Source organism: Burkholderia sp. AU27893, assembly GCF_002223205.1.
Taxonomy (GTDB): domain Bacteria; phylum Pseudomonadota; class Gammaproteobacteria; order Burkholderiales; family Burkholderiaceae; genus Burkholderia.
Genome location: NZ_NKFD01000001.1, coordinates 1,597,527 through 1,615,126, shown reverse-complemented (window position 1 = coordinate 1,615,126; position 17,600 = coordinate 1,597,527). Strand labels below are relative to the sequence as shown.

The window sequence follows — 17,600 nt, the reverse complement described above, 5'->3', positions numbered from 1 at the left end:
ATGTCCGACCTCTTGACCCCCGATACCTCCGCCTCCCCGATCGCGCCCGACGCGGGAAACGCAGTTGCCGCCGATGCGGCGGCGCCCTCGACGCTGGCCTCTTCGCCTACTGCTGCCGATGCTGTCTCGACTGGCGGCGCGACGGATTCCCTCCCCTCGACGCCGGCGGCACCCGAGACGATCCCCGCGGCTGGCCCTGGTGAGCCGGTCGACGCCGCGCAGTTCGTGCGGCCCGTCGACACGCCCGACATGGCAGCCGAGGCGGTCGCGCTGGGGGAAGACGCTGCGCCGCCTGCGGACGGCGCTGCCGCAAGCGATACGGCCTCGTCTGCGAGCCCTGCCTCGCCCGACTCCGACACCGCGGCCGCCCAAAGTGACGCGCCGCCGGCCGACGAGGCGCCGCACTCGACGCTCGACCTCCTCGAGCAACTGCCGGCCGAAGTGGTCGGCGTCGTGCACGCGATCCTGTCGCACGTCGAGACCGAGCTCGTCGACGTGTCGATCAGCCTCGGCCTGGTGAAGCTGGCGGGTTTGAAGGAGGCGCTAGCCGCGAAGCTCTGATCGCGCGTTGCGCGTCGGTGTCGGCCCCGCTTCGGCGGGGCGAGATCGCAGCCAAAAAACGAGAAAGCCCCGAAAGGGGCTTATCTTTTTCTGATGCGAATTTTGAAAAGAAAAATGCCGAGGTGGGCCGCTAGAAATACCGGTGACGCAATTGCGATAACCAACGCAAAAATTACGTCCCCAACAGTGATTGTTTGGCCGTCGCAGGCAACCACCAGCCAGTAAATCAGCCCGACGATGTACCACGTCGACCAAAATATGATGACAGATGCCATTTCATCCCCAAGTATGTGAGAGTGACCGGTGCTGATCTCCGGCATGGACTCATGTCGATTACAGGGGCTCGTGGGTCCGTGACGCCCTCGTAGCGCATCAGCCTGCGCATTCACTCTCACGAGGAAAATCTAGCACGCGCGTCGCCGTTTTTCCTAGGGATGAATCTCGCGGGCGGATCGTTGGACACTGCGCGCTGCGGATTGGGCTGAACGCGTAAAATATTGCGCGTATGCCCTTTGCAGGTCCCTTTGAGCCTGAGCGCGCGTCGGAAACAGGGTAGTAACCGTTACCTTACGCCGCGATTTACCCCCTCCCGGTCGGGAAACAATTACAAACCTTACGAAATCCCGCAATGCGGGATGAAACCGGCGGCACACGCGACCGGAATGCGATCATGTCCATTATGTCAAATGATTGTGCGCCGCACCAACTCAACAAAATCAATGAGGTACGTGCGTTTCGCGATTCAGAGGGGGAGTTATCAGCATTTGTGCAATGCAGCAACAGGCAAATCGCAGTCGAAAATGGGTGCGCGAGGCGGCCTAATCGTCTGACGAAAAGCACGCCGCGCGGCCCGAAATCAGCCCTTCTCGCAGGGCTCTTTTAAATGGTCGTTTAACATAGCGAGAGACCCACCTCCACTCACCCAATACCTCGAGCGACGCCCGCATCGCGGACACTCCTGAAGCTTGTACCGCCGCAGGTCATCGCCCGGGCGCATGTCGCCCACCGTCAGCGGGAAGCCCGGCAGCTTCGCCAGCTTGATGGCCGCGCGCACCGGGATCCGGCCGCGCTGCGCCCATTTCGTTCCGTTGTGGTGCGACTCGCCGATGCTCCTGGCGAGCGCAGAGGCGCTCCCAGCCCATTCGATCGCGACGAGCAGTGCGCGGGCTTCCAGCGCCGCGCAGAACTCGTCAGCGGCCTTGCGCAGGTCGCCCTTGGCCATGGCTCACCTCGCGTACCGGATGGCGCTGGGCGTCGATCTCGTCGGCCAGCGCAAGCAAGGAGCGCTCGACGAGCGCCTCGACAGTTAGCCCCAGCGCACGCGCTTCGCGTTGAAGCCGGGCGTAGAGGGCGGGGGAAATTCCAGTTTTCATTTTGCACTCCTGAACGAACATGTAAAAAATTGCGTCTAACCTCGAACGCACCAACCTGCGAAAAACTGCGGACTCACAACCCTCTCCAACCTCACCACCCCTCACTACCTATTTCCTCTGTTTCTCCAAATACGACCTTTTATCGCACCTGTTATTAGTTACTAAATCAGTGGAGAGGTAGTGAGGAATCACGGAAAGTACCGCCGCTCAAGCCTCTACGCCTCACTACCTAGGTGGTGAGAGGTAGTGAGAGGTGGTGAGGAGGTGGTGAGGAGATACGCGCCCACACCCAAGCACTACGCTTCTCAATCCACTTCGATACCCGCTCGTAACCCAAAGCACGCAGACATTTACCAATTCGCATTTCTTCGCGCCTTCCTAACGAGCGTGCTTCGATCTTCAACGCACCGCGCGCCACGTCACAAATGCGCAAAAAATCGCACGTTGCATTCGTCTCGCCGCTCTCTGCGAAGTCCTGCGGGGCATCGAGCCAGTCGCTAATGAGCTGCGTCCACTCGTCCTGAATCTTGTGCCTGCCGTGCACCTCGCGCGCCAGCCGCTCGGCGTCCTGCCAGGCGATGCCCTCGACGATGAATGCGTCACGCGCCTCCGCCCAGAGCTGCAGCCGGTCGCGCGCGACCGCGTCGGCGTCGCACTGCCCTACCTCCACCGGCAGCCACCGGCGCTCGCCGGTGTCATCGTCGAGGAACTGCAGCTGGTTGGAGGTGCCGATGAACACGGAGCGGCGCGGGAACGTCGTGCCGAACTCCTCGTACTTCGGAATCCAGCTCTCATCCGTCCGGCTGATGAACGCCTTGATCGCCTCGGCGTCGCGCGAGTGCAGGCCGCGCAGCTCGCCCAGTTCGATCACCAGCTTGCCGCGCATCTGTCGGCTGGTGTCCGCGTCACGGTCGGCGAGGTTCATCTCGGAGAAGAACTCGCGCGCCGGGCTGATCGCCTTCACGCTGCGCGTCTTGCCGACGCCCTGCCCGCCGATCAGCACGGGCACCATGGGCGCCTCGCACCCGGGCTCCAGCACGCGGCCTGCGAGCGCCGTCCAGAGGTACCGGCTGACGGCCCGGGTGTATGGCGTGTCGGCCGCGCCGAGGTAGTCGCGCAGGAACGTATCGATGCGCGGCGCGCCGTCGTGCCGGAGCGTCTCGAGCCACGTGATCGCCGTGTCGAACCGGTTCTCCTTGGCGATCAGCGCGATCGCGTCGCGCGCGAGCTCCTTGCTCAGGCGCTTGAACCCGCACCGCTCCATCTGGATGCGGATCGCGGAGACATCCTGGTCCTCGAATGCGCGCCAGCCGCCCGTCCCGCGCTCGGCCAGCATCATCTCGGCGCGGAACGTGTCGTAGCGGATGTCGAAGCCGATCTCGTACGGATCGCGCACCGCCTTCGCCGCGTTGTCCAGGGTCGCCTCGATCTTGCCCTGCTTGTCCCGCACGTAGCGCGGCCGCTCGTGCTCCGCCGCGCTCCCGGCAGGCGCCACGACGACGTCGAACTCCTCGGCCGCAGTCTCGGCGTAGCCGACCGCCTCAAGGAACTCGCCGTCGCCGCGCCCGGTGCAGTGCCCGTGCAGGCATTTGAAGTGCCCGCGGTCGTAGCCGTTCGTGCCCGCCGGGAACCAGACCGTCGATCCGTCACCGGCCTCGCCCGTCGTGTGCTCGTGCTGCCACGGGCACGCCAGCTGCAGCGCGCCGTCGCGGTCCTCGCCGAGCACGAGCCCCTCGCTCCGCAGCCAGTCGGCAACCGGATCCGGTGTCGCGACGCTGGGCCCGCGCTGCCGCGGCGCGAGCGCGTCGCCCTGCGCCACCGGCTCGACCGCGAACTGCGCGGCCAGCGCCGACCAGAGCGCCTCGAACTCGTCGACGCTCAGCTCGGGCAGCGCGGCCGGCAGGCCGCCGCGCCACTCGTACCGCGCGCCGCTGGGATGCAGGCCGGCCGCGACGAACTGCTGGCCGGTCGCGAGGAACTCGATCACCCCGCCCTCGACGACGAGCTTGCGCTTCGCGAATCCACCCGGCATGTGGAAAGCCAGCAGCACCTTGCCCGAGTTCGCGCGGAACCGCGTCGGCAGGTCGTAGCCGAGCCAGAGCGCGATGAAGTCGGTGATCGCGCGCGCGGCCGCATCGTCCGGCACGTCGATGTCCAGCGCGCGCGCCGCGCGCGTCTGGATGCAGATGCCATAGTCCGGCTCATCGGCCCAGCGCGCGAGCTCGTCGTCGCTCGCCGCGTAGCCCGTCCAGCCGGCGATGCCAACGACCTGGCGCGCAGCGTTGTACCGGCTCGGCGTCTTGCCGAGATCGCGCAGCTTGCTGTCGGGCGAGACCTCGGCCGCGGTGTTGGAGACGACCGGCAGCAGGTCGAGCCCGAGGCCGAGTACGAGATCGAAGTGCAGCCAGTCGGCCGGAGTCGCGCCGCAGCGGTCCTCAACTTGATGGGCGTCCAAACCGCCTCCTACTTCATCGTATGGCGATGGATACCGGTGATACCGTTAGGTAACTGCGGCGTCTCATCGGCCGGCTGCAGAAACTCCGAACCGGCTGCGCCGGATGCCTTGATGAAGTCGACCTCAACTTTGGCCGAATCGACGAGAACACGGGCGACATCCGCGACTGCCCGCGCACGATCAACGTCCATCGGATTTTGCCGATCACGGAGATCCGCCAAGGTGTCGAGCAGATGTTGCCGAACGGTTGTGATGTTGTTCGTGCTCATGATTGCTTCTCCTTTGCCTCACGGGCGATACGGTTGACTTGGCGCGTGATCGCACCTTTCAGTTGTACGAGCTTGCCAAGCTCAGGATGCTGGTTGGACCAGTGATTGCGCCGCGCAAGATCAGCGCGGTGAACGAGTTCGAGAATCTCGGGGACGATCTCCGCAGCGACAGCGGTACGCCGTCCCGGAAGAAAACAGACGACATAGCCTTTCGGGATCGATCCGTATGCGGATTGCCAAACGAGCCGATGGACCGTGACCCAGCGCCGTTGTGCCGGGTTGTCATCATTGACCTTCCGTTCGAGATAGCCTTCGCTGTTGATTCGCTCGGTTCCAATCGGCTGATAGCGCGACGCAGCGATCCCGTTGCGATCGCCTTTCCTGAACTGGGTGGCGCGACAGTTCGGGTGGTGGCCAGTGGCGCCCTTCTTCCCCTTGTTCCAGGTCTGGTGTCCGGGTTTGAACCGCGTTTCAGGTGAAATCGACGTGCCGTGCTTCAACCGGCCGCTCGCATCGGATTCGAGGAAGGCCGAGGACTTCTTCAAATCGAGCCGGTGTGCTTTGCTGTACACCAGACGCAATGGAATGCCGAGCGCTGCTGCAACATCGTCGGATCGCTGATAGGGGTAGTGCTGACGCAGATATTCGACTTCCTCGTCAGTCCACATGTGGAGTGCGCCCATTGCGGGTTCTCCTTGCGTTTAAGCGAAAAACTACCCCCCGCCCATGGCAAGATTGCGCATCGACGACATGAAAGGAGGTAGGTATGAATTTCGAAGATGGAACCCAACGGACGGCCGAACCGCCGATGTGGGCCTTGATAAGCGATTTAGAGTCGCTGGCGGATCACGCTCGATCAAAAGACACCGAACTGTTGATCAAGGCGCTCAGTCTGCACGCCAAGATCATCGCCGCGGCTCTGCGAACAGCGGGCGGCGACCGCGGGTAATGTGCAGTTCCGACGGTTCGACGCAGGCGCATCACGCCACCGACTGGAATTCGTTCAGTTCGATGACTGCGCGGCGCAGACGCTCGACCAGGCTGTAGCGCGGGTCTTTGTGCTGACCGTTCAAGATACGGCAGACGGTCGGTTGCGTCGTCTCAATCGTCGCGGCGATTTTGAGCTGCGACCAGCCCGCCTTCATCAGGCTGCGAACGAGTTGTTCGGGGGTCTGGGAATAGACGGCGGGGATCTGATGCATTGCTGGCTCCGGCGCATAACAGTGTCGAAACCATCCTATGCGATATCGCATAGCAATGCAATATTCGGGTAAGCCCTTGCAACGTATTATGCGCTGCCGTATTATTTGCGTATGAACCGACTCCAGCTCAATCTCGCGTACCTCATCGCGAAGGCCGACACGAACCCAAACGCGTTGTCGCAGAAGACCAATGTGCCGCAGTCAACGATCCAACGTGCGTTGCGCGGAACGACCAAGCAGCCCCGTCTCGACACGATAGAGCCGTTGGCGAAGTATTTCGGCGTGTCGCTTCACGATCTACTTAACGAGGACCTGCAGGCTCGCGATGCTGCGGGGTCTGGCGACGGACAGCCCTTCGCCAGCATCGATTCCGCTCAGGCTCTTTCCTCATTTATCGCCGCCCCAGTTAGGCGGCCAGGTCAGCACCCGTTCCTGCCATTGCCTGAAATCGAGGGGCTGAGGCCCGAACTTTCGGTTCACTTAAACCAACGGATAGACTTGTGTGGGAGGCCCACGCGTGTCGATTACCTATCAGATACGTTGGCCGTAGACCTATCCAGGCTTACTGTTGATTCTCACAATGTTCAACAGAGTATTCCGATGTTTCCGTTGTTGACCCGACGATTGTGGAACCTGTCGACACTTCGTCTTCTTACACGGGACTCACACGCTTCTCGCCAGTACTACGTGCTGGTTCATTTCGAGGATCGCAAGACGGGTGAGATAGTTGCCGATGTTGGTGCGGACCCGTCAGCGAAAAGAATCCTGACCGCCCTCCAACGACAAGCGACACTGCACGGCATTCATCTTGTTTTTCAGGAGCCAGCCCTCGCTGCTCCGTTGATCGAAGACATTGAGCTGGGTCTGGATCTCATCGATCCGGATTTCCTAGACCTAGGAGATGACCTAGCTGAGTGATTCAGGCCCGCTTTACGCGGGCTTTTTTGCGCCTCAAATTATGCGTTAGCGCATTGCTTTGCATAATGCAGCTACGTATTATGCGTTTCACCTGCATAACGCAGGCGGAGACCAGCCAATGAGCGCAACCCCCATCCTCCCCGGACGCCTGTATAGCGTCCGCTGCACCGCCGGCAAGATCACCGTGATCGCCGGCAATCCGTGCGACGCCATCTGCATCGCTCTCGAACTGCTCGGGAGCGCGGCATGATCACCACCCACTTCATGTACGGCTTCCTCGCTGGCGTCGGCACGACGCTCTGCGTGCTGACCGCTGTCGTGCTGCTCGCGATGCGCGGCCTGCACGCGAACGAGGAGTGATCATGCGCCAACACACCTACCACGACTTCCAATACGGCGTCGTCCACTGTGTTGACTACGTCACGTCGACGGGCCATCGCATCCATGAGCGTTTCGAGACCATCGAGTACGCCGACATCGTCTGGTGCTGACCATGACGTGGCACATCTTCTACAGCCGGGGCTTTTGGCGCTGCACGCGCGGCAAGCTCACGTGCTTCAACCCTTTTGATAACACTCCGTATGGGGCCTTTGCGCGTTGGGTCACGTATTGGGGTACCGCTGCAGAACGCAAGGCCCACCTTGGGGGATCCGTATGCTGACCGTTGACTACCTGTCGCGGCTCAGCGACCGCGAACTCCTGACCGTGCTCCACACCGAGCGCGACTCGCTCACCGTCACGCCCGCCGAGCTCGCGCTGTTCGCGCGCCTCGAAGCCATCGTCGATTCGGGCCTGCTGGACCTCGAGCCCGTGCTCGACGAGTTCGGCGCCAGCGCCGCGGACGTCAAGAACCTGCTCGACGCCGGGATCACCGATACGGAAACGACGATCGGGCTGCTGAAGGAGATCGGCGAGCACGGCATCGAGAACGCGCTGCAGCTGCGTCACGACCTCGAATTCACTCGCAAGTTCTTTGCCCTCGTCGAAGACGCGGGTGAAGTGTTCACCCGCCTCGCTGCTTTCTTGCAGCCTACCAATCAGGAGTCCTGATCCATGAGTATCGAGAAAACCATCGCCGAGAATACCGCCGCCGTCATCAAGCTGACGGAGACGCTGCTCGCGCTGAACTTGCAACCGGCCGCCGCGCAGCCGGAGGGCGAAGCCGCAAAAAAGCCGGATGCGTCGACGGAGGCTGCTGCGCGTACCCCGCGTACTGCGGTGGCTGGCGATGCGTCCGACAAGAAGGACGCGAACTCCGACGGCGGTGCGTCGCCTGCGGACGAACCGGCGGCGCAGACCGCGTCGGATGCTGACGAGGCTCCGGTCACGTACGAGCAGGCATCGGCTGCAGTGACCAGCTTGGCGAAGACGAAGGGCCGCGCGGTCGCGATCGACGTGCTGAAGAAGTTCGGCGCGTCGAAGCTGCCTGAAGTGAAGCCGGAGCAGTTCGCCGCGCTGATCAAAGCGTGCGCGGAGGCCTGACATGGACGACACGACCATCCACGCCTACAAGGGCTTCGACAAGGACCTGCGCTGCCGCGACTTCCAGTACGAGGTCGGCAAGACGTACGAGCACGAAGGACGCGTCGAAGCGTGCTCGTCGGGCTTCCATGCATGCGAGAACCCGCTCGACACCTGGGCGTACTACCCCGTTCACCAGTCGCGTTTCTGCAGGGTCACGCTGTCGGGCAGCGTGAGCCGCGATGGCGACGACAGCAAGGTCGCAGCCGCGAAGATCACGCTCGACGCTGAGATCGGCATGCCGGGCATCATCACGGCTGCCGTGCAGTACATGCTAGGTCTGGTAAAGGACGCGTTCGCGACGCCGTCGGAGGTGGATGCTCCGACCGAGGGCGATGCCAGCGGCTACTCCGCGCAGATCGGCTCCAGCGGCGACTCCGCGCAGATCGGCTCCAGCGGCTACTCCGCGCAGATCGGCTCCAGCGGCGACTCCGCGCAGATCGGCTCCAGCGGCAACTACGCGCAGATCGGCTCCAGCGGCAACTACGCGCAGATCGGCTCCAGCGGCAACTACGCGCAGATCGGCTCCAGCGGCTACTCCGCGCGGATCGGCTCCAGCGGCAACTACGCGCAGATCGGCTCCAGCGGCAACTCCGCGCGGATCGGCTCCAGCGGCAACTCCGCGCAGATCGGCTCCAGCGGCTACTCCGCGCGGATCGGCTCCAGCGGCAACTCCGCGCAGATCGGCTCCAGCGGCAACTACGCGCAGATCGGCTCCAGCGGCAACTACGCGCAGATCGGCTCCAGCGGCAACTCCGCGCGGATCGGCTCCAGCGGCAACTCCGCGCGGATCGGCTCCAGCGGCTACTCCGCGCGGATCGGCTCCAGCGGCAACTACGCGCGGATCGACGCGACGGGTGAAAACTGCGTTGTCGCGGTCGCAGGTCTCGGCGCGAAGTTCAAGGTTGCCAAGGGCGGTTCGGTGTCGATCGCGTATCAGGACGCGAACGAACGCGTGCGTTTCGCCGTCGGCTACGAAGGCGAAGGTCTGGTGGCCGACACCTGGTATCGCGTCGACAGCGCCGGCCAGTTCGTCGAGGTGTCGGAATGAGCGCGCACGCCCTCCTCTCCCCCAGCGCGGCGCATCGCTGGCTCGCGTGCTCGGGCAGTGTCGCGCTCGAATCCGTAATGCCGGACACGTCCAGCGAGTTCGCCGACGAAGGCACGGCCGCGCACTTTCTCGCAGCCGAGTGCTTGGCGCTCGACGAGAACCCGACTGAGTCGATCGGCCGCGTGATTGCCGTCGGCGAAGAAGGCGCGTTTTGGCACGACAACGAGCAGAACGTGCGCCTTTTCGAGGTCGACGACGAGATGGCCCTGCAGGTCGGCAAATACCTCGCGTTCGTCCGATCCATCGGCGGCGAGCTGATGATCGAGCAGCGCCTCGACATTTCGACGTTCACCGGCGAGCTCGACGCGCACGGCACTTCGGACGCCGTCATTCTGGCGGGCACCGAGCTGATCGTCGCCGACCTGAAATACGGCCGGGGTGTGAAAGTCGACGCCGATCACAACGAGCAGCTGATGCTGTACGCGGCTGCCGCGTTGCAGGAATTCGAGATCGTTGCGGATTTTGAGCAGGTGCGGCTCGCGATCATCCAGCCGCGGCTCGACCACATCTCGGAGTGGACGATCTCGGTGCGCGACCTGCGCAGCTTTGCGCAGGACGTGAAGCCGCGCGCCGACCGTTGCATGGCCGGGCTCGAGTACTTCCGTAAGTACAACGAGATCCACGAGCACTACCTCGCGCCTGGCGCCGATCAGTGCCGGTTCTGCAAGGCGGAGGCGACCTGCCCGGCACTCGCGGCGCGCGTACAGGCCGAGGTCGGCAGCGACTTCGAGAACATCGCCACGTTCACGCAGAGCCCCGAGCAGCACGCCATGACACTGAAGGCGCTGACGCCGACCACCGCCGAGGATCTCGGCACCGCGATGCGCGCGCTCGACCTCATCGAAGGCTGGTGCAAGGCCGTGCGGGCTCGCGCGGAGACGGAGCTGCTCGCCGGCCGGCCGGTGCCGGGGTTCAAGCTCGTCGAGGGGCGCCGCGGCGCGCGCCGCTGGTCGAACGAAGACGACGCCGAGCAGGCGCTGAAGGGCATGCGGCTGAAGGTCGAGGAGATGTACGACCTGAAGCTGATCTCGCCGACGTCCGCCGAGAAGCTGCACAAGGCCGGCGCGATCGGCCCGCGCCAATGGCCGAAGCTTCAGCAGCTCATCACCCAGTCGGAGGGCTCGCCGAGCGTGGCGCCGGAGTCCGACAAGCGCCCTGCGCTCGTCGTGCAGGCCGACGCGGGCGAGTTCCACGACGAATCGAGTGCAGAGGATCTCGTATGAAACAGGTCCGCGCCCGCGTGCTGCCCGACGACGCTGCCGAATTGCTGCAGCGGGCAGCGCAAACCCCCCGTTCCATGTCCTGCCGGCCGTACTCGCCGGAGTGCGCTCGCGCGCGCGCCGTCGATAGCGCGGTCGCGCGGGTCAAGGAGCAGTACCCCCATTACTTCCGGAGTGAAACCGCATGAAAATCAAGCTCAGCAACGTCCGCCTCGCATTCCCGCAACTGTTCGAGGCAAAGACCGTCAACGGCGAAGGCAAGCCGGCATTCTCGGCCGCCTTCCTCATCGATCCGGCCGACCCGCAGGTGAAGGAACTGAACGCCGCGATCGACCAGGTCGCGAAGGACAAGTGGGGCGCCAAGGCCGACGCGATCCTGAAGCAGATGCGCGCGCAGGACAAAATCGCGCTGCACGACGGCGACCTGAAGTCCAACTACGACGGCTTCCCGGGCAACCTGTTCGTATCGTCGCGCTCGGCCACGCGCCCGCTCGTCATCGACAAGGACAAGACCCCGCTCACCGAGCAGGACGGCAAGCCGTACGCCGGCTGCTACGTGAACGCGAGCGTCGAACTCTGGGCGCAAGACAACTCGTTCGGCAAGCGCGTGAACGCGAGCCTGCGCGGCGTGCAGTTCCTGCGCGACGGTGACGCGTTCGCGGGCGGCGGCGCGGCCAGCGAAGACGAGTTCGACGAAATCACCGACGGCGCGGACGCCGGCGACCTCGTGTAACCCGACGTGCGTCGCCGCTGGCGCGGTGACGCACGTTCATTTCGGATTCCTACCTACTTCCATGTCATTTTTCGACGATAACGAAGACGCGATTATCCACGGGCGCGGTCGGTCGGTTGGTCCGAGGTCGACATCGTGCAATCGGTGCGGGAAGACCGGATTGCGCTGGGAAGACGACGGCGACGGAAACTGGGTGCTCCTCGAAGGAAAGTGCAAGGTTCACAAATGCGATATGGGCCGCGCGGCGCTTGATGACTTCGAGGTGATTCAGTGAATCGCCTTTGGGTTGACCTCGAAACCTACAGCGAAGTGCCGATCCAGAACGGCACGCACGCGTACGCCGAGGGCGTCGAGATCCTGCTCTTCGCCTGGGCGATCGACGATGGCCCGGTGTCCGTGTGGGACTGCACGACCGGCGCGCCCATACCGCCCGCACTGCGCGCGGCGCTCGACGATCCCGACGTGCTGCTTTTCGCGCACAACTCGCACTTCGACCGCACCGTCCTGCGCCACGCCGGCTACGACCTGCCGATCGAACGCTGGCGCGACACCATGGTGCAGGCCTACGCACATTCGCTGCCCGGCGCGCTGGGCGACCTGTGCGAGATCCTGAAGGTGCCGGTCGACAAGGCGAAGGACAAGGACGGCCGCCGGCTGATCCTGCTGTTCTGCAAGCCGCAGCCGGCAAACCAGACGATCCGCCGTCACGACCGCCACACGCGGCCGGCCGACTGGGCGAAGTTCGTCGAGTATGCAGGCCTCGACATCGAAGCGATGCGTGAGGTGCACATGCGTCTGCCGGAGTGGAACTACACCGGCGACGAGCTCGCACTCTGGCATCTCGACCAGCAGATCAACGACCGCGGCGTACAGGTCGACGTGGACTTGACGCACGCGGCGATCGACGCCGTCGAAGCTGCGAAGAAGGTGCTCGCCGCGCGTACGCAGCACCTCACCGACGGTGCAGTGCAGGCCGCGACGCAGCGCGACGCCCTGCTCCGGCATCTGCTGGAGGCACACGGCGTTGATCTGCCCGATCTGCAGCAGAGCACGCTCGAGCGGCGCATCAACGACGCCAGTCTGCCGATCGAGCTGCGCGAGCTGCTCGCGATCCGCCTGCAGGCCAGCACGACCAGCACGAGCAAGTACAAGACGCTCGCCAAGGGCGTGAGCCGCGACGGCCGACTGCGCGGCACGCTCCAGTTCGACGGCGCGTCGCGCACGGGTCGGTGGGCGGGCCGGCTGTTCCAGCCGCAGAACCTGCCGCGCCCGTCGCTCAAGCAAAAGCAGATCGACAGCGGCATCGACGCGCTGCTCGCCGGCTGCGCCGATCTGGTCTTCGATGACGTGATGCAGATCACCAGCAACGCGATCCGCGGCTGCATTGTCGCGCCGCGCGGCCGCAAGCTGGTCGTGGCCGACCTGTCGAACATCGAAGGCCGCGTCATCGCGTGGATCGCTGGCGAGCGCTGGAAGCTCGACAAGTTCCGCGACTTCGACGCGGGCACCGGGCACGACCTCTACGCAGTCTCGTACGCGGCCGCGTTCGCCACGACGCCCGAAGTCGTGATGGAGAACAAGAAGTCCGGCGATGGCCTGATGCGCCAGATCGGCAAGGTCATGGAGCTGATGCTCGGCTATGAGGGCGGCGTCGGCGCATTCCTGACGGGCGCAGCGACATACGGCATCGATCTCGACGCGATGGCCGAGGCCGCGTGGCCGAGCATCCCCGACGACGTGCTCGAGGAGGCGCGCGACTTCCTCGAATGGCGCCGCCTGAAGAATCTCGGCCAGTTCGGTCTCGCCGACAAGACCTTCATCGTCTGCGACGCGCTGAAGCGGCTCTGGCGCCGTGCGCATCCCGAGATCACATCGTTTTGGGCTGATCTGCAGGACGCGGCAGTCGCCGCCACGCAGATACCGGGCCGCACGCTGACGTGCCGCACGCTGAAGCTGCGCCGCGACGGCGCATGGCTGCGCATCCGTCTGCCGTCCGGCCGGTTCCTCTGCTACCCGGGCCCGCAGGTCGATGGCTCCGGGAAGCTCAGCTACATGGGCGTCAACCAGTACAGCCGGAAGTGGTCGCGGCTGAAGACCTACGGCGGGAAGCTCGCGGAAAACGTCACGCAGGCGATCGCGCGCGACGTGCTGGCCGCGCCCATGCCGACGATCGAGCTCTCGGGCTACGACATCGTCCTGTCGGTGCACGACGAGCTGATCACCGAGACCCCCGACGCCCCCGAATTCAACTCCGATCGCCTCGCCGACCTGATGGTCGTCGCGCCGGCGTGGGCGGCCGGCTTGCCGCTCGCGGCCGCCGGCTTCGAGGCTTACCGCTACAGGAAGGACTGATCATGCGCGAAAGCGACATCGAAAATTACCTCGTCGCGCGCGTGAAAGCGCTCGGCGGCGAGGTCCGCAAGGTGAAGTGGATCGGCCGGCGCGGCGCGCCGGATCGGATCGTGATGCTGCCAGCGCGCGGCAAGTGCCCGACGGCCGCTGAAGTCTTGCGATACCGTGACGAGCACTGCTGCCGGATGGAGGACGCGAAGCGCGCGCTCGATCAGCGCCGCGCGCCGCTGACTGTCTGGGTCGAGCTGAAGGCGCCCGGCGTGCCGCCGGAAGCGCACCAGGTGCGCGAGCACGAGCGCATGCGCGCCGCCGGCCAGTACGTCGAGGTCGTGGATTCCTTCTCGCGGGTCGACGAGGTGCTGGCATGAAGAAGCTCAGCACGCTCGAACACGAGATCGAGGACCGCCTCGTACTCGGCCTTGCGCAGGCCGGCCACCTCTGCCTGAAGTTCATCTCGCCCGGCTTCCCGGGCGTGCCCGACCGCATCGTCCTGACGGCCGACGGCCGCGTGTTCTTCATCGAGTGCAAGGCGCCGAACATGCCGCTGCGCCGCACGCAGCCGGCGGTGCTGGAGCTGCTCCGCAAGATGGGGCATCGCGTCGAGGTGATCGACACGTTCGCCCAGGTCGAGCAAATCCTTGCGGAGGTGTGCGCGTGAAGCCGCTCCTCTATCTGCTCGCCTGCGTCGGCGCGGTCGCCATGACGCTTTGCCTCGCCAGCACTCTCGGTATCGGCCATTTCCGCCTGTACCACGGCCTGACGCCGATCGAGTGCCATGCAGTGGGGTACGGCACATGAGCCGCCGGCCGTTCACCCCGCGCGCGTACCAGCACGCGATCATCGACCACTTGCTCGACACGCCGCGCGGCGCTGCGTGGGCCGGCATGGGGATGGGCAAGAGCGTGTCGACGCTGACCGCGCTCGACATCCTCGAACTGGTCGAGCCGGGCCCGACGCTCGTGCTCGCGCCGCTGCGCGTCGCGGCGAGCACCTGGCCGGACGAGGCCGCAAAGTGGGACCACCTTCGGAACATCGAGGTATCGGCCGTGGTCGGCACGCCCGACCAGCGCCGCGCCGCGCTCGCGCGACCGGCGTCCGTCTACACGACGAACTACGACAACCTGCCGTGGCTGGTCGAGACGTACGGCGAGCGCTGGCCGTTCCGCAAGATCGTCGCCGACGAGTCGACGAAGCTGAAGTCGTTTCGGTTGCGCCAAGGCGGCAAGCGCGCGCAGCAGCTCGCGCGCGTCGCGCACTCGCGCGCAAACCGCTTCATCGAGCTCACCGGCACGCCCAGCCCGAACGGCCTGCAGGATCTCTGGGGCCAGTCGTGGTTCCTCGACCGCGGCGTGCGGCTCGGCCGCAGCTTCGATGCGTTCCGGCAGCGCTGGTTTCAGACGATTCAGGTCGGCGCCGATCGCAACGCGACGCAGCTCAAGCCGCTGCCACACGCGCAGGCCGAGATCGAGGAGCGCATGCGCGACCTCTGTCTGTCGCTCGATGCGCGCGACTACTTCGACATTGATGAGCCGATCGTCAACGTGATCCGCGTCGAGCTGCCCCCCAAGGCCCGCGCGATGTACCGCGCGATGGAGCGCGAAATGTTCCTCGCGCTCGACACGGGCCACAAGATCGAGGCATTCAGCGCAGCGAGCCGCACGATGAAGTGCCTGCAGCTCGCCAACGGCGCGGTGTACACCGACGAGCGCGGCGAGCAGTGGGCCGAGGTTCACGACGGGAAACTCCAGGCGCTGGAATCGATCGTCGAGGAAGCCGCCGGCATGCCGGTGCTCGTCGCGTACCACTTCAAATCCGACCTCGCGCGGCTGATGCGCGCGTTCCCGCGCGGCCGCGCGCTCGATCAGGACCCGCAGACGATCCGCGACTGGAACGCCGGCAAGATCCCGATCATGTTCGCCCACCCCGCCAGCGCCGGCCACGGCCTGAACCTGCAGGACGGGGGCAACATCCTTGCCGTGTTCGGCCACTGGTGGGATCTGGAGCAGTACTTGCAGATCGTCGAGCGGATCGGCCCGACGCGCCAGAAGCAAGCCGGCCACGACCGGCCCGTGTTCATCCACCACATCATCGCGCACGACACGATCGACGAGCTGGTACTCGAGCGACGCGAGAGCAAGCGGGAAGTGCAGGACCTGCTGCTCTCGGCGATGAAGCGTTCTCATCCTGCTATCGATTAGGACTAGAAATGGCAAGCGACGACGAAATCAAGCAGGCCGAGGCGCGTGCGTACCAGCGCGGCTACGCCGCCGGCCAGCGAAAGAGGAAGTCCGACCGTCAGCGGCAACATGAAGCGCGCGAGCGCCAGGCGTTTCGCGATCGTGCGTTCCTTGCCACATTGCCGGTCGCATTAGCCGCGCAGGGATGGACGCGCAGCGGAAAGTCCATATCGAGCATTGAAGACCGCGTGCGTCTTGCATGGGGCTTCACCAATGAAGCTCTGAAGCAACGAGGTGAGGTGTGACCGACGACCCCGAAACCGCCCTCACCCTGCAGCAGGTCGCGGACCGCCTCCAGCTCTCGTACAGCACCGTATTCGCGATGCGCAAGAAGATCGGATTCCGGCTGCCGGGCTCCCGCCTGTGGCGGGTCTGGCCGGCCCGGCTTGCCGAGCTGACGGAAACGCGTGACAATCCGCACCGGCTATCGCTGCGGGTCGGTATGGAGGATAAATGTCAATCCGCAAAGATAAAAAGTCCGGGTTCTACCATCTCGACATCAGCGCGCCAGACGGCACGCGAATTAGACGCTCTGCTGAAACCCGCGACAAGAAAGCCGCGCAGGAGTACCACGACCGGTTGAAGGCCGACCTCTGGCGGCAGGACAAGCTCGGGGAGAAGGCCGACCGTACGTTCGAGGACGCGGCCGTGCGGTTCCTTCAGCAGTGCGCCGGGCAGCGCGACTACGCCGGCAAGATACGGCACGTGCGGTACTGGCGTGCGCAGTTCGGCGCGACGCCGGTGCGGCTGCTGACGGCCGACAGGATCTTCGACGCGCTGCCGACGCACAAGCTGGTAGACGGTGAACCCAGAAAGCTGCTCGCGCCTGGCACGCGCAACCGCTACGTCAACACCATCCGGCGCATGCTGAACCTGTGCGTCGAGTGGGAGTGGCTGGATCGCGTGCCGAAGCTCCAGCGGTTCGAGGAGCCCGACGTGCGGGTGCGCTGGGAGCCGCCGGCGGTCATCATGGCGATGATCAATGCGTTGCGCCTGCCGTGGATGCGCGACGCCGCGATCGTGGCCGTGGCGACCGGGATGCGTGAGTCCGAGCTGTTCGGCCTGCGCGTCTCGCAGCTCGATCTCGCGCAGTGCAACGCGTGGATCACGCACGAGGGCGCGAAGTCGAAACGCGCGCGGTCAGTGCCGCTGAACGAGGATGCGATGAGCGTGCTCGCGCGGCGGGCCGAGACGGCGACGGATCTCGTTTTCACGCGCGGGTACACGCGCGGCGACGGGCCGCCGAAGCTGATCGGGCAGATCGACAAGCGGGACTTCGCGCAGGCGTGCAAGGCGGCCGGGATGGTCGACTTCAACTGGCACGACCTGCGGCACACCTGGGCGAGCTGGCACGTGCAGCGCGGCACGCCGTTGATGGTGCTGAAGGAACTGGGCGGCTGGGAGACCGTTGCCATGGTGCAGAAGTACGCGCACCTCGCGCCGAGCCATCTGGCTCAGCACGCCGGCAACGTCAAGTTTCTGTCAATGTCGGTCGAGCAGAAACAAAAAGCGCCGCTGTCGGAAGCGGCGCAATCCCTTGCTGCATAAGGCTTCTAGCTGGCCCGCCCTACACGATTCGAACGTGTGACCTACGGCTTAGAAGGCCGTTGCTCTATCCAACTGAGCTAAGGGCGGTCGGGAAGAAAAG

Annotated in this window: 24 protein-coding genes and 1 tRNA gene; 18 read left to right on the top strand and 7 right to left on the bottom strand. The window is 64.9% G+C overall.

Annotated features, from left to right (window positions below; genetic code table 11):
- Complete coding sequence (locus CFB47_RS07740) at positions 1–561, top strand: hypothetical protein (protein ID WP_089460844.1); 561 nt, start codon at positions 1–3, stop codon at positions 559–561.
- 80 nt (positions 562–641) lie between these two features.
- Here the strand turns inward: CFB47_RS07740 and CFB47_RS07735 are convergent, their stop codons facing one another.
- The 5 genes from CFB47_RS07735 to CFB47_RS07715 form a co-directional block, all read right to left on the bottom strand.
- The gene (locus tag CFB47_RS07735) at positions 642–881 is read right to left on the bottom strand and encodes a hypothetical protein (protein WP_089460843.1); all 240 of its coding nucleotides are present in this window, start codon (positions 879–881) and stop codon (positions 642–644) included.
- Between the two features lie 536 nt (positions 882–1,417).
- Positions 1,418–1,783, bottom strand: a complete 366-nt coding sequence (locus CFB47_RS07730; protein ID WP_089460842.1) for a hypothetical protein — start codon at positions 1,781–1,783, stop codon at positions 1,418–1,420.
- Between the two features lie 380 nt (positions 1,784–2,163).
- Positions 2,164–4,389: a VapE domain-containing protein gene (locus CFB47_RS07725; protein WP_089460841.1), complete on the bottom strand. Its 2,226-nt coding sequence runs from the start codon at positions 4,387–4,389 to the stop codon at positions 2,164–2,166.
- Between the two features lie 8 nt (positions 4,390–4,397).
- Positions 4,398–4,658, bottom strand: a complete 261-nt coding sequence (locus CFB47_RS07720; RefSeq protein WP_089460840.1) for a hypothetical protein — start codon at positions 4,656–4,658, stop codon at positions 4,398–4,400.
- On the bottom strand, positions 4,655–5,341 hold the full coding sequence (locus CFB47_RS07715) for an HNH endonuclease (protein WP_179258925.1): 687 nt from the start codon (positions 5,339–5,341) through the stop codon (positions 4,655–4,657). The genes CFB47_RS07720 and CFB47_RS07715 overlap by 4 nt, the downstream gene beginning before the upstream one ends.
- 83 nt (positions 5,342–5,424) lie before the next feature.
- On the opposite strand from CFB47_RS07715, the gene CFB47_RS40290 reads away from it, so the two are divergent.
- Positions 5,425–5,607, top strand: a complete 183-nt coding sequence (locus CFB47_RS40290) for a hypothetical protein (RefSeq protein WP_105749865.1) — start codon at positions 5,425–5,427, stop codon at positions 5,605–5,607.
- A gap of 31 nt (positions 5,608–5,638) precedes the next feature.
- On the opposite strand, the gene CFB47_RS07710 is transcribed toward CFB47_RS40290, so the two are convergent.
- Positions 5,639–5,860 carry a Cro/Cl family transcriptional regulator gene (locus CFB47_RS07710; RefSeq protein ID WP_089460839.1) on the bottom strand — a complete coding sequence of 74 codons (222 nt, stop codon included), beginning with the start codon at positions 5,858–5,860 and terminating at the stop codon, positions 5,639–5,641.
- Positions 5,861–5,971: 111 nt separating this feature from the next.
- Here CFB47_RS07710 and CFB47_RS07705 point away from each other — a divergent pair, with 111 nt between their 5' ends.
- From CFB47_RS07705 to CFB47_RS07640, 16 genes are all read left to right on the top strand, one after another.
- On the top strand, positions 5,972–6,778 hold the full coding sequence (locus CFB47_RS07705; protein WP_089460838.1) for a helix-turn-helix transcriptional regulator: 807 nt from the start codon (positions 5,972–5,974) through the stop codon (positions 6,776–6,778).
- Positions 6,779–6,896: 118 nt separating this feature from the next.
- The gene (locus tag CFB47_RS41685) at positions 6,897–7,028 is read left to right on the top strand and encodes a hypothetical protein (protein WP_256946663.1); all 132 of its coding nucleotides are present in this window, start codon (positions 6,897–6,899) and stop codon (positions 7,026–7,028) included.
- 112 nt (positions 7,029–7,140) lie between these two features.
- Complete coding sequence (locus CFB47_RS41680; protein ID WP_256946662.1) at positions 7,141–7,269, top strand: hypothetical protein; 129 nt, start codon at positions 7,141–7,143, stop codon at positions 7,267–7,269.
- A gap of 163 nt (positions 7,270–7,432) precedes the next feature.
- Positions 7,433–7,828 carry a hypothetical protein gene (locus CFB47_RS07700; RefSeq protein ID WP_089460837.1) on the top strand — a complete coding sequence of 132 codons (396 nt, stop codon included), beginning with the start codon at positions 7,433–7,435 and terminating at the stop codon, positions 7,826–7,828.
- A gap of 3 nt (positions 7,829–7,831) precedes the next feature.
- Positions 7,832–8,260 (top strand): hypothetical protein, encoded by a 429-nt coding sequence (locus tag CFB47_RS07695; protein WP_089460836.1) that lies wholly within the window; start codon positions 7,832–7,834, stop codon positions 8,258–8,260.
- Between the two features lies 1 nt (position 8,261).
- Positions 8,262–9,350 carry a hypothetical protein gene (locus tag CFB47_RS07690; RefSeq protein WP_089460835.1) on the top strand — a complete coding sequence of 363 codons (1,089 nt, stop codon included), beginning with the start codon at positions 8,262–8,264 and terminating at the stop codon, positions 9,348–9,350.
- Entirely contained in the window at positions 9,347–10,633 is a 1,287-nt protein-coding gene (locus tag CFB47_RS07685; RefSeq protein ID WP_089460834.1) for a DUF2800 domain-containing protein, read from the top strand. The genes CFB47_RS07690 and CFB47_RS07685 overlap by 4 nt, the downstream gene beginning before the upstream one ends.
- Positions 10,630–10,818, top strand: a complete 189-nt coding sequence (locus tag CFB47_RS07680; RefSeq protein ID WP_089460833.1) for a hypothetical protein — start codon at positions 10,630–10,632, stop codon at positions 10,816–10,818. Before CFB47_RS07685 ends, CFB47_RS07680 begins: the two co-directional genes overlap by 4 nt.
- Positions 10,815–11,363, top strand: coding sequence for a DUF2815 family protein (locus tag CFB47_RS07675; protein WP_089460832.1), 549 nt, complete (start codon positions 10,815–10,817; stop codon positions 11,361–11,363). The genes CFB47_RS07680 and CFB47_RS07675 overlap by 4 nt, the downstream gene beginning before the upstream one ends.
- Positions 11,364–11,633: 270 nt before the next feature.
- Positions 11,634–13,715 (top strand): hypothetical protein, encoded by a 2,082-nt coding sequence (locus tag CFB47_RS07665; RefSeq protein WP_089460830.1) that lies wholly within the window; start codon positions 11,634–11,636, stop codon positions 13,713–13,715.
- 2 nt (positions 13,716–13,717) lie between these two features.
- Complete coding sequence (locus tag CFB47_RS07660) at positions 13,718–14,083, top strand: hypothetical protein (RefSeq protein WP_089460829.1); 366 nt, start codon at positions 13,718–13,720, stop codon at positions 14,081–14,083.
- On the top strand, positions 14,080–14,373 hold the full coding sequence (locus tag CFB47_RS07655; protein WP_089460828.1) for a VRR-NUC domain-containing protein: 294 nt from the start codon (positions 14,080–14,082) through the stop codon (positions 14,371–14,373). Before CFB47_RS07660 ends, CFB47_RS07655 begins: the two co-directional genes overlap by 4 nt.
- Complete coding sequence (locus tag CFB47_RS41120) at positions 14,370–14,513, top strand: hypothetical protein (protein ID WP_179258909.1); 144 nt, start codon at positions 14,370–14,372, stop codon at positions 14,511–14,513. The genes CFB47_RS07655 and CFB47_RS41120 overlap by 4 nt, the downstream gene beginning before the upstream one ends.
- Positions 14,510–15,913 carry a DEAD/DEAH box helicase gene (locus tag CFB47_RS07650; RefSeq protein WP_089460827.1) on the top strand — a complete coding sequence of 468 codons (1,404 nt, stop codon included), beginning with the start codon at positions 14,510–14,512 and terminating at the stop codon, positions 15,911–15,913. Before CFB47_RS41120 ends, CFB47_RS07650 begins: the two co-directional genes overlap by 4 nt.
- An 8-nt stretch (positions 15,914–15,921) precedes the next feature.
- Complete coding sequence (locus tag CFB47_RS07645; protein WP_089460826.1) at positions 15,922–16,197, top strand: hypothetical protein; 276 nt, start codon at positions 15,922–15,924, stop codon at positions 16,195–16,197.
- Positions 16,198–16,405: 208 nt separating this feature from the next.
- A complete protein-coding gene (locus CFB47_RS07640) occupies positions 16,406–17,500 on the top strand; it encodes a site-specific integrase (RefSeq protein WP_089460825.1) in 1,095 nt (364 codons plus the stop codon).
- Positions 17,501–17,510: 10 nt separating this feature from the next.
- On the opposite strand, the gene CFB47_RS07635 is transcribed toward CFB47_RS07640, so the two are convergent.
- Positions 17,511–17,587 (bottom strand) — tRNA-Arg (locus CFB47_RS07635).
- Positions 17,588–17,600 lie beyond the last annotated feature (13 nt).

Excerpts from the sequence above, each read along its gene's own strand:
- CFB47_RS07740 (WP_089460844.1), top strand. The coding sequence starts at position 1 with ATGTCCGACCTCTTGACCCCCGATACCTCCGCCTCCCCGATCGCGCCC.
- CFB47_RS07735 (WP_089460843.1), bottom strand. The coding sequence starts at position 881 with ATGCCGGAGATCAGCACCGGTCACTCTCACATACTTGGGGATGAAATG.
- CFB47_RS07730 (WP_089460842.1), bottom strand. The coding sequence starts at position 1,783 with ATGGCCAAGGGCGACCTGCGCAAGGCCGCTGACGAGTTCTGCGCGGCG.
- CFB47_RS07720 (WP_089460840.1), bottom strand. The coding sequence starts at position 4,658 with ATGAGCACGAACAACATCACAACCGTTCGGCAACATCTGCTCGACACC.
- CFB47_RS07715 (WP_179258925.1), bottom strand. The coding sequence starts at position 5,341 with ATGGGCGCACTCCACATGTGGACTGACGAGGAAGTCGAATATCTGCGT.
- CFB47_RS40290 (WP_105749865.1), top strand. The coding sequence starts at position 5,425 with ATGAATTTCGAAGATGGAACCCAACGGACGGCCGAACCGCCGATGTGG.
- CFB47_RS07710 (WP_089460839.1), bottom strand. The coding sequence starts at position 5,860 with ATGCATCAGATCCCCGCCGTCTATTCCCAGACCCCCGAACAACTCGTT.
- CFB47_RS07705 (WP_089460838.1), top strand. The coding sequence starts at position 5,972 with ATGAACCGACTCCAGCTCAATCTCGCGTACCTCATCGCGAAGGCCGAC.
- CFB47_RS41685 (WP_256946663.1), top strand. The coding sequence starts at position 6,897 with ATGAGCGCAACCCCCATCCTCCCCGGACGCCTGTATAGCGTCCGCTGC.
- CFB47_RS41680 (WP_256946662.1), top strand. The coding sequence starts at position 7,141 with ATGCGCCAACACACCTACCACGACTTCCAATACGGCGTCGTCCACTGT.
- CFB47_RS07700 (WP_089460837.1), top strand. The coding sequence starts at position 7,433 with ATGCTGACCGTTGACTACCTGTCGCGGCTCAGCGACCGCGAACTCCTG.
- CFB47_RS07695 (WP_089460836.1), top strand. The coding sequence starts at position 7,832 with ATGAGTATCGAGAAAACCATCGCCGAGAATACCGCCGCCGTCATCAAG.
- CFB47_RS07690 (WP_089460835.1), top strand. The coding sequence starts at position 8,262 with ATGGACGACACGACCATCCACGCCTACAAGGGCTTCGACAAGGACCTG.
- CFB47_RS07685 (WP_089460834.1), top strand. The coding sequence starts at position 9,347 with ATGAGCGCGCACGCCCTCCTCTCCCCCAGCGCGGCGCATCGCTGGCTC.
- CFB47_RS07680 (WP_089460833.1), top strand. The coding sequence starts at position 10,630 with ATGAAACAGGTCCGCGCCCGCGTGCTGCCCGACGACGCTGCCGAATTG.
- CFB47_RS07675 (WP_089460832.1), top strand. The coding sequence starts at position 10,815 with ATGAAAATCAAGCTCAGCAACGTCCGCCTCGCATTCCCGCAACTGTTC.
- CFB47_RS07660 (WP_089460829.1), top strand. The coding sequence starts at position 13,718 with ATGCGCGAAAGCGACATCGAAAATTACCTCGTCGCGCGCGTGAAAGCG.
- CFB47_RS07655 (WP_089460828.1), top strand. The coding sequence starts at position 14,080 with ATGAAGAAGCTCAGCACGCTCGAACACGAGATCGAGGACCGCCTCGTA.
- CFB47_RS07650 (WP_089460827.1), top strand. The coding sequence starts at position 14,510 with ATGAGCCGCCGGCCGTTCACCCCGCGCGCGTACCAGCACGCGATCATC.
- CFB47_RS07645 (WP_089460826.1), top strand. The coding sequence starts at position 15,922 with ATGGCAAGCGACGACGAAATCAAGCAGGCCGAGGCGCGTGCGTACCAG.
- CFB47_RS07640 (WP_089460825.1), top strand. The coding sequence starts at position 16,406 with ATGTCAATCCGCAAAGATAAAAAGTCCGGGTTCTACCATCTCGACATC.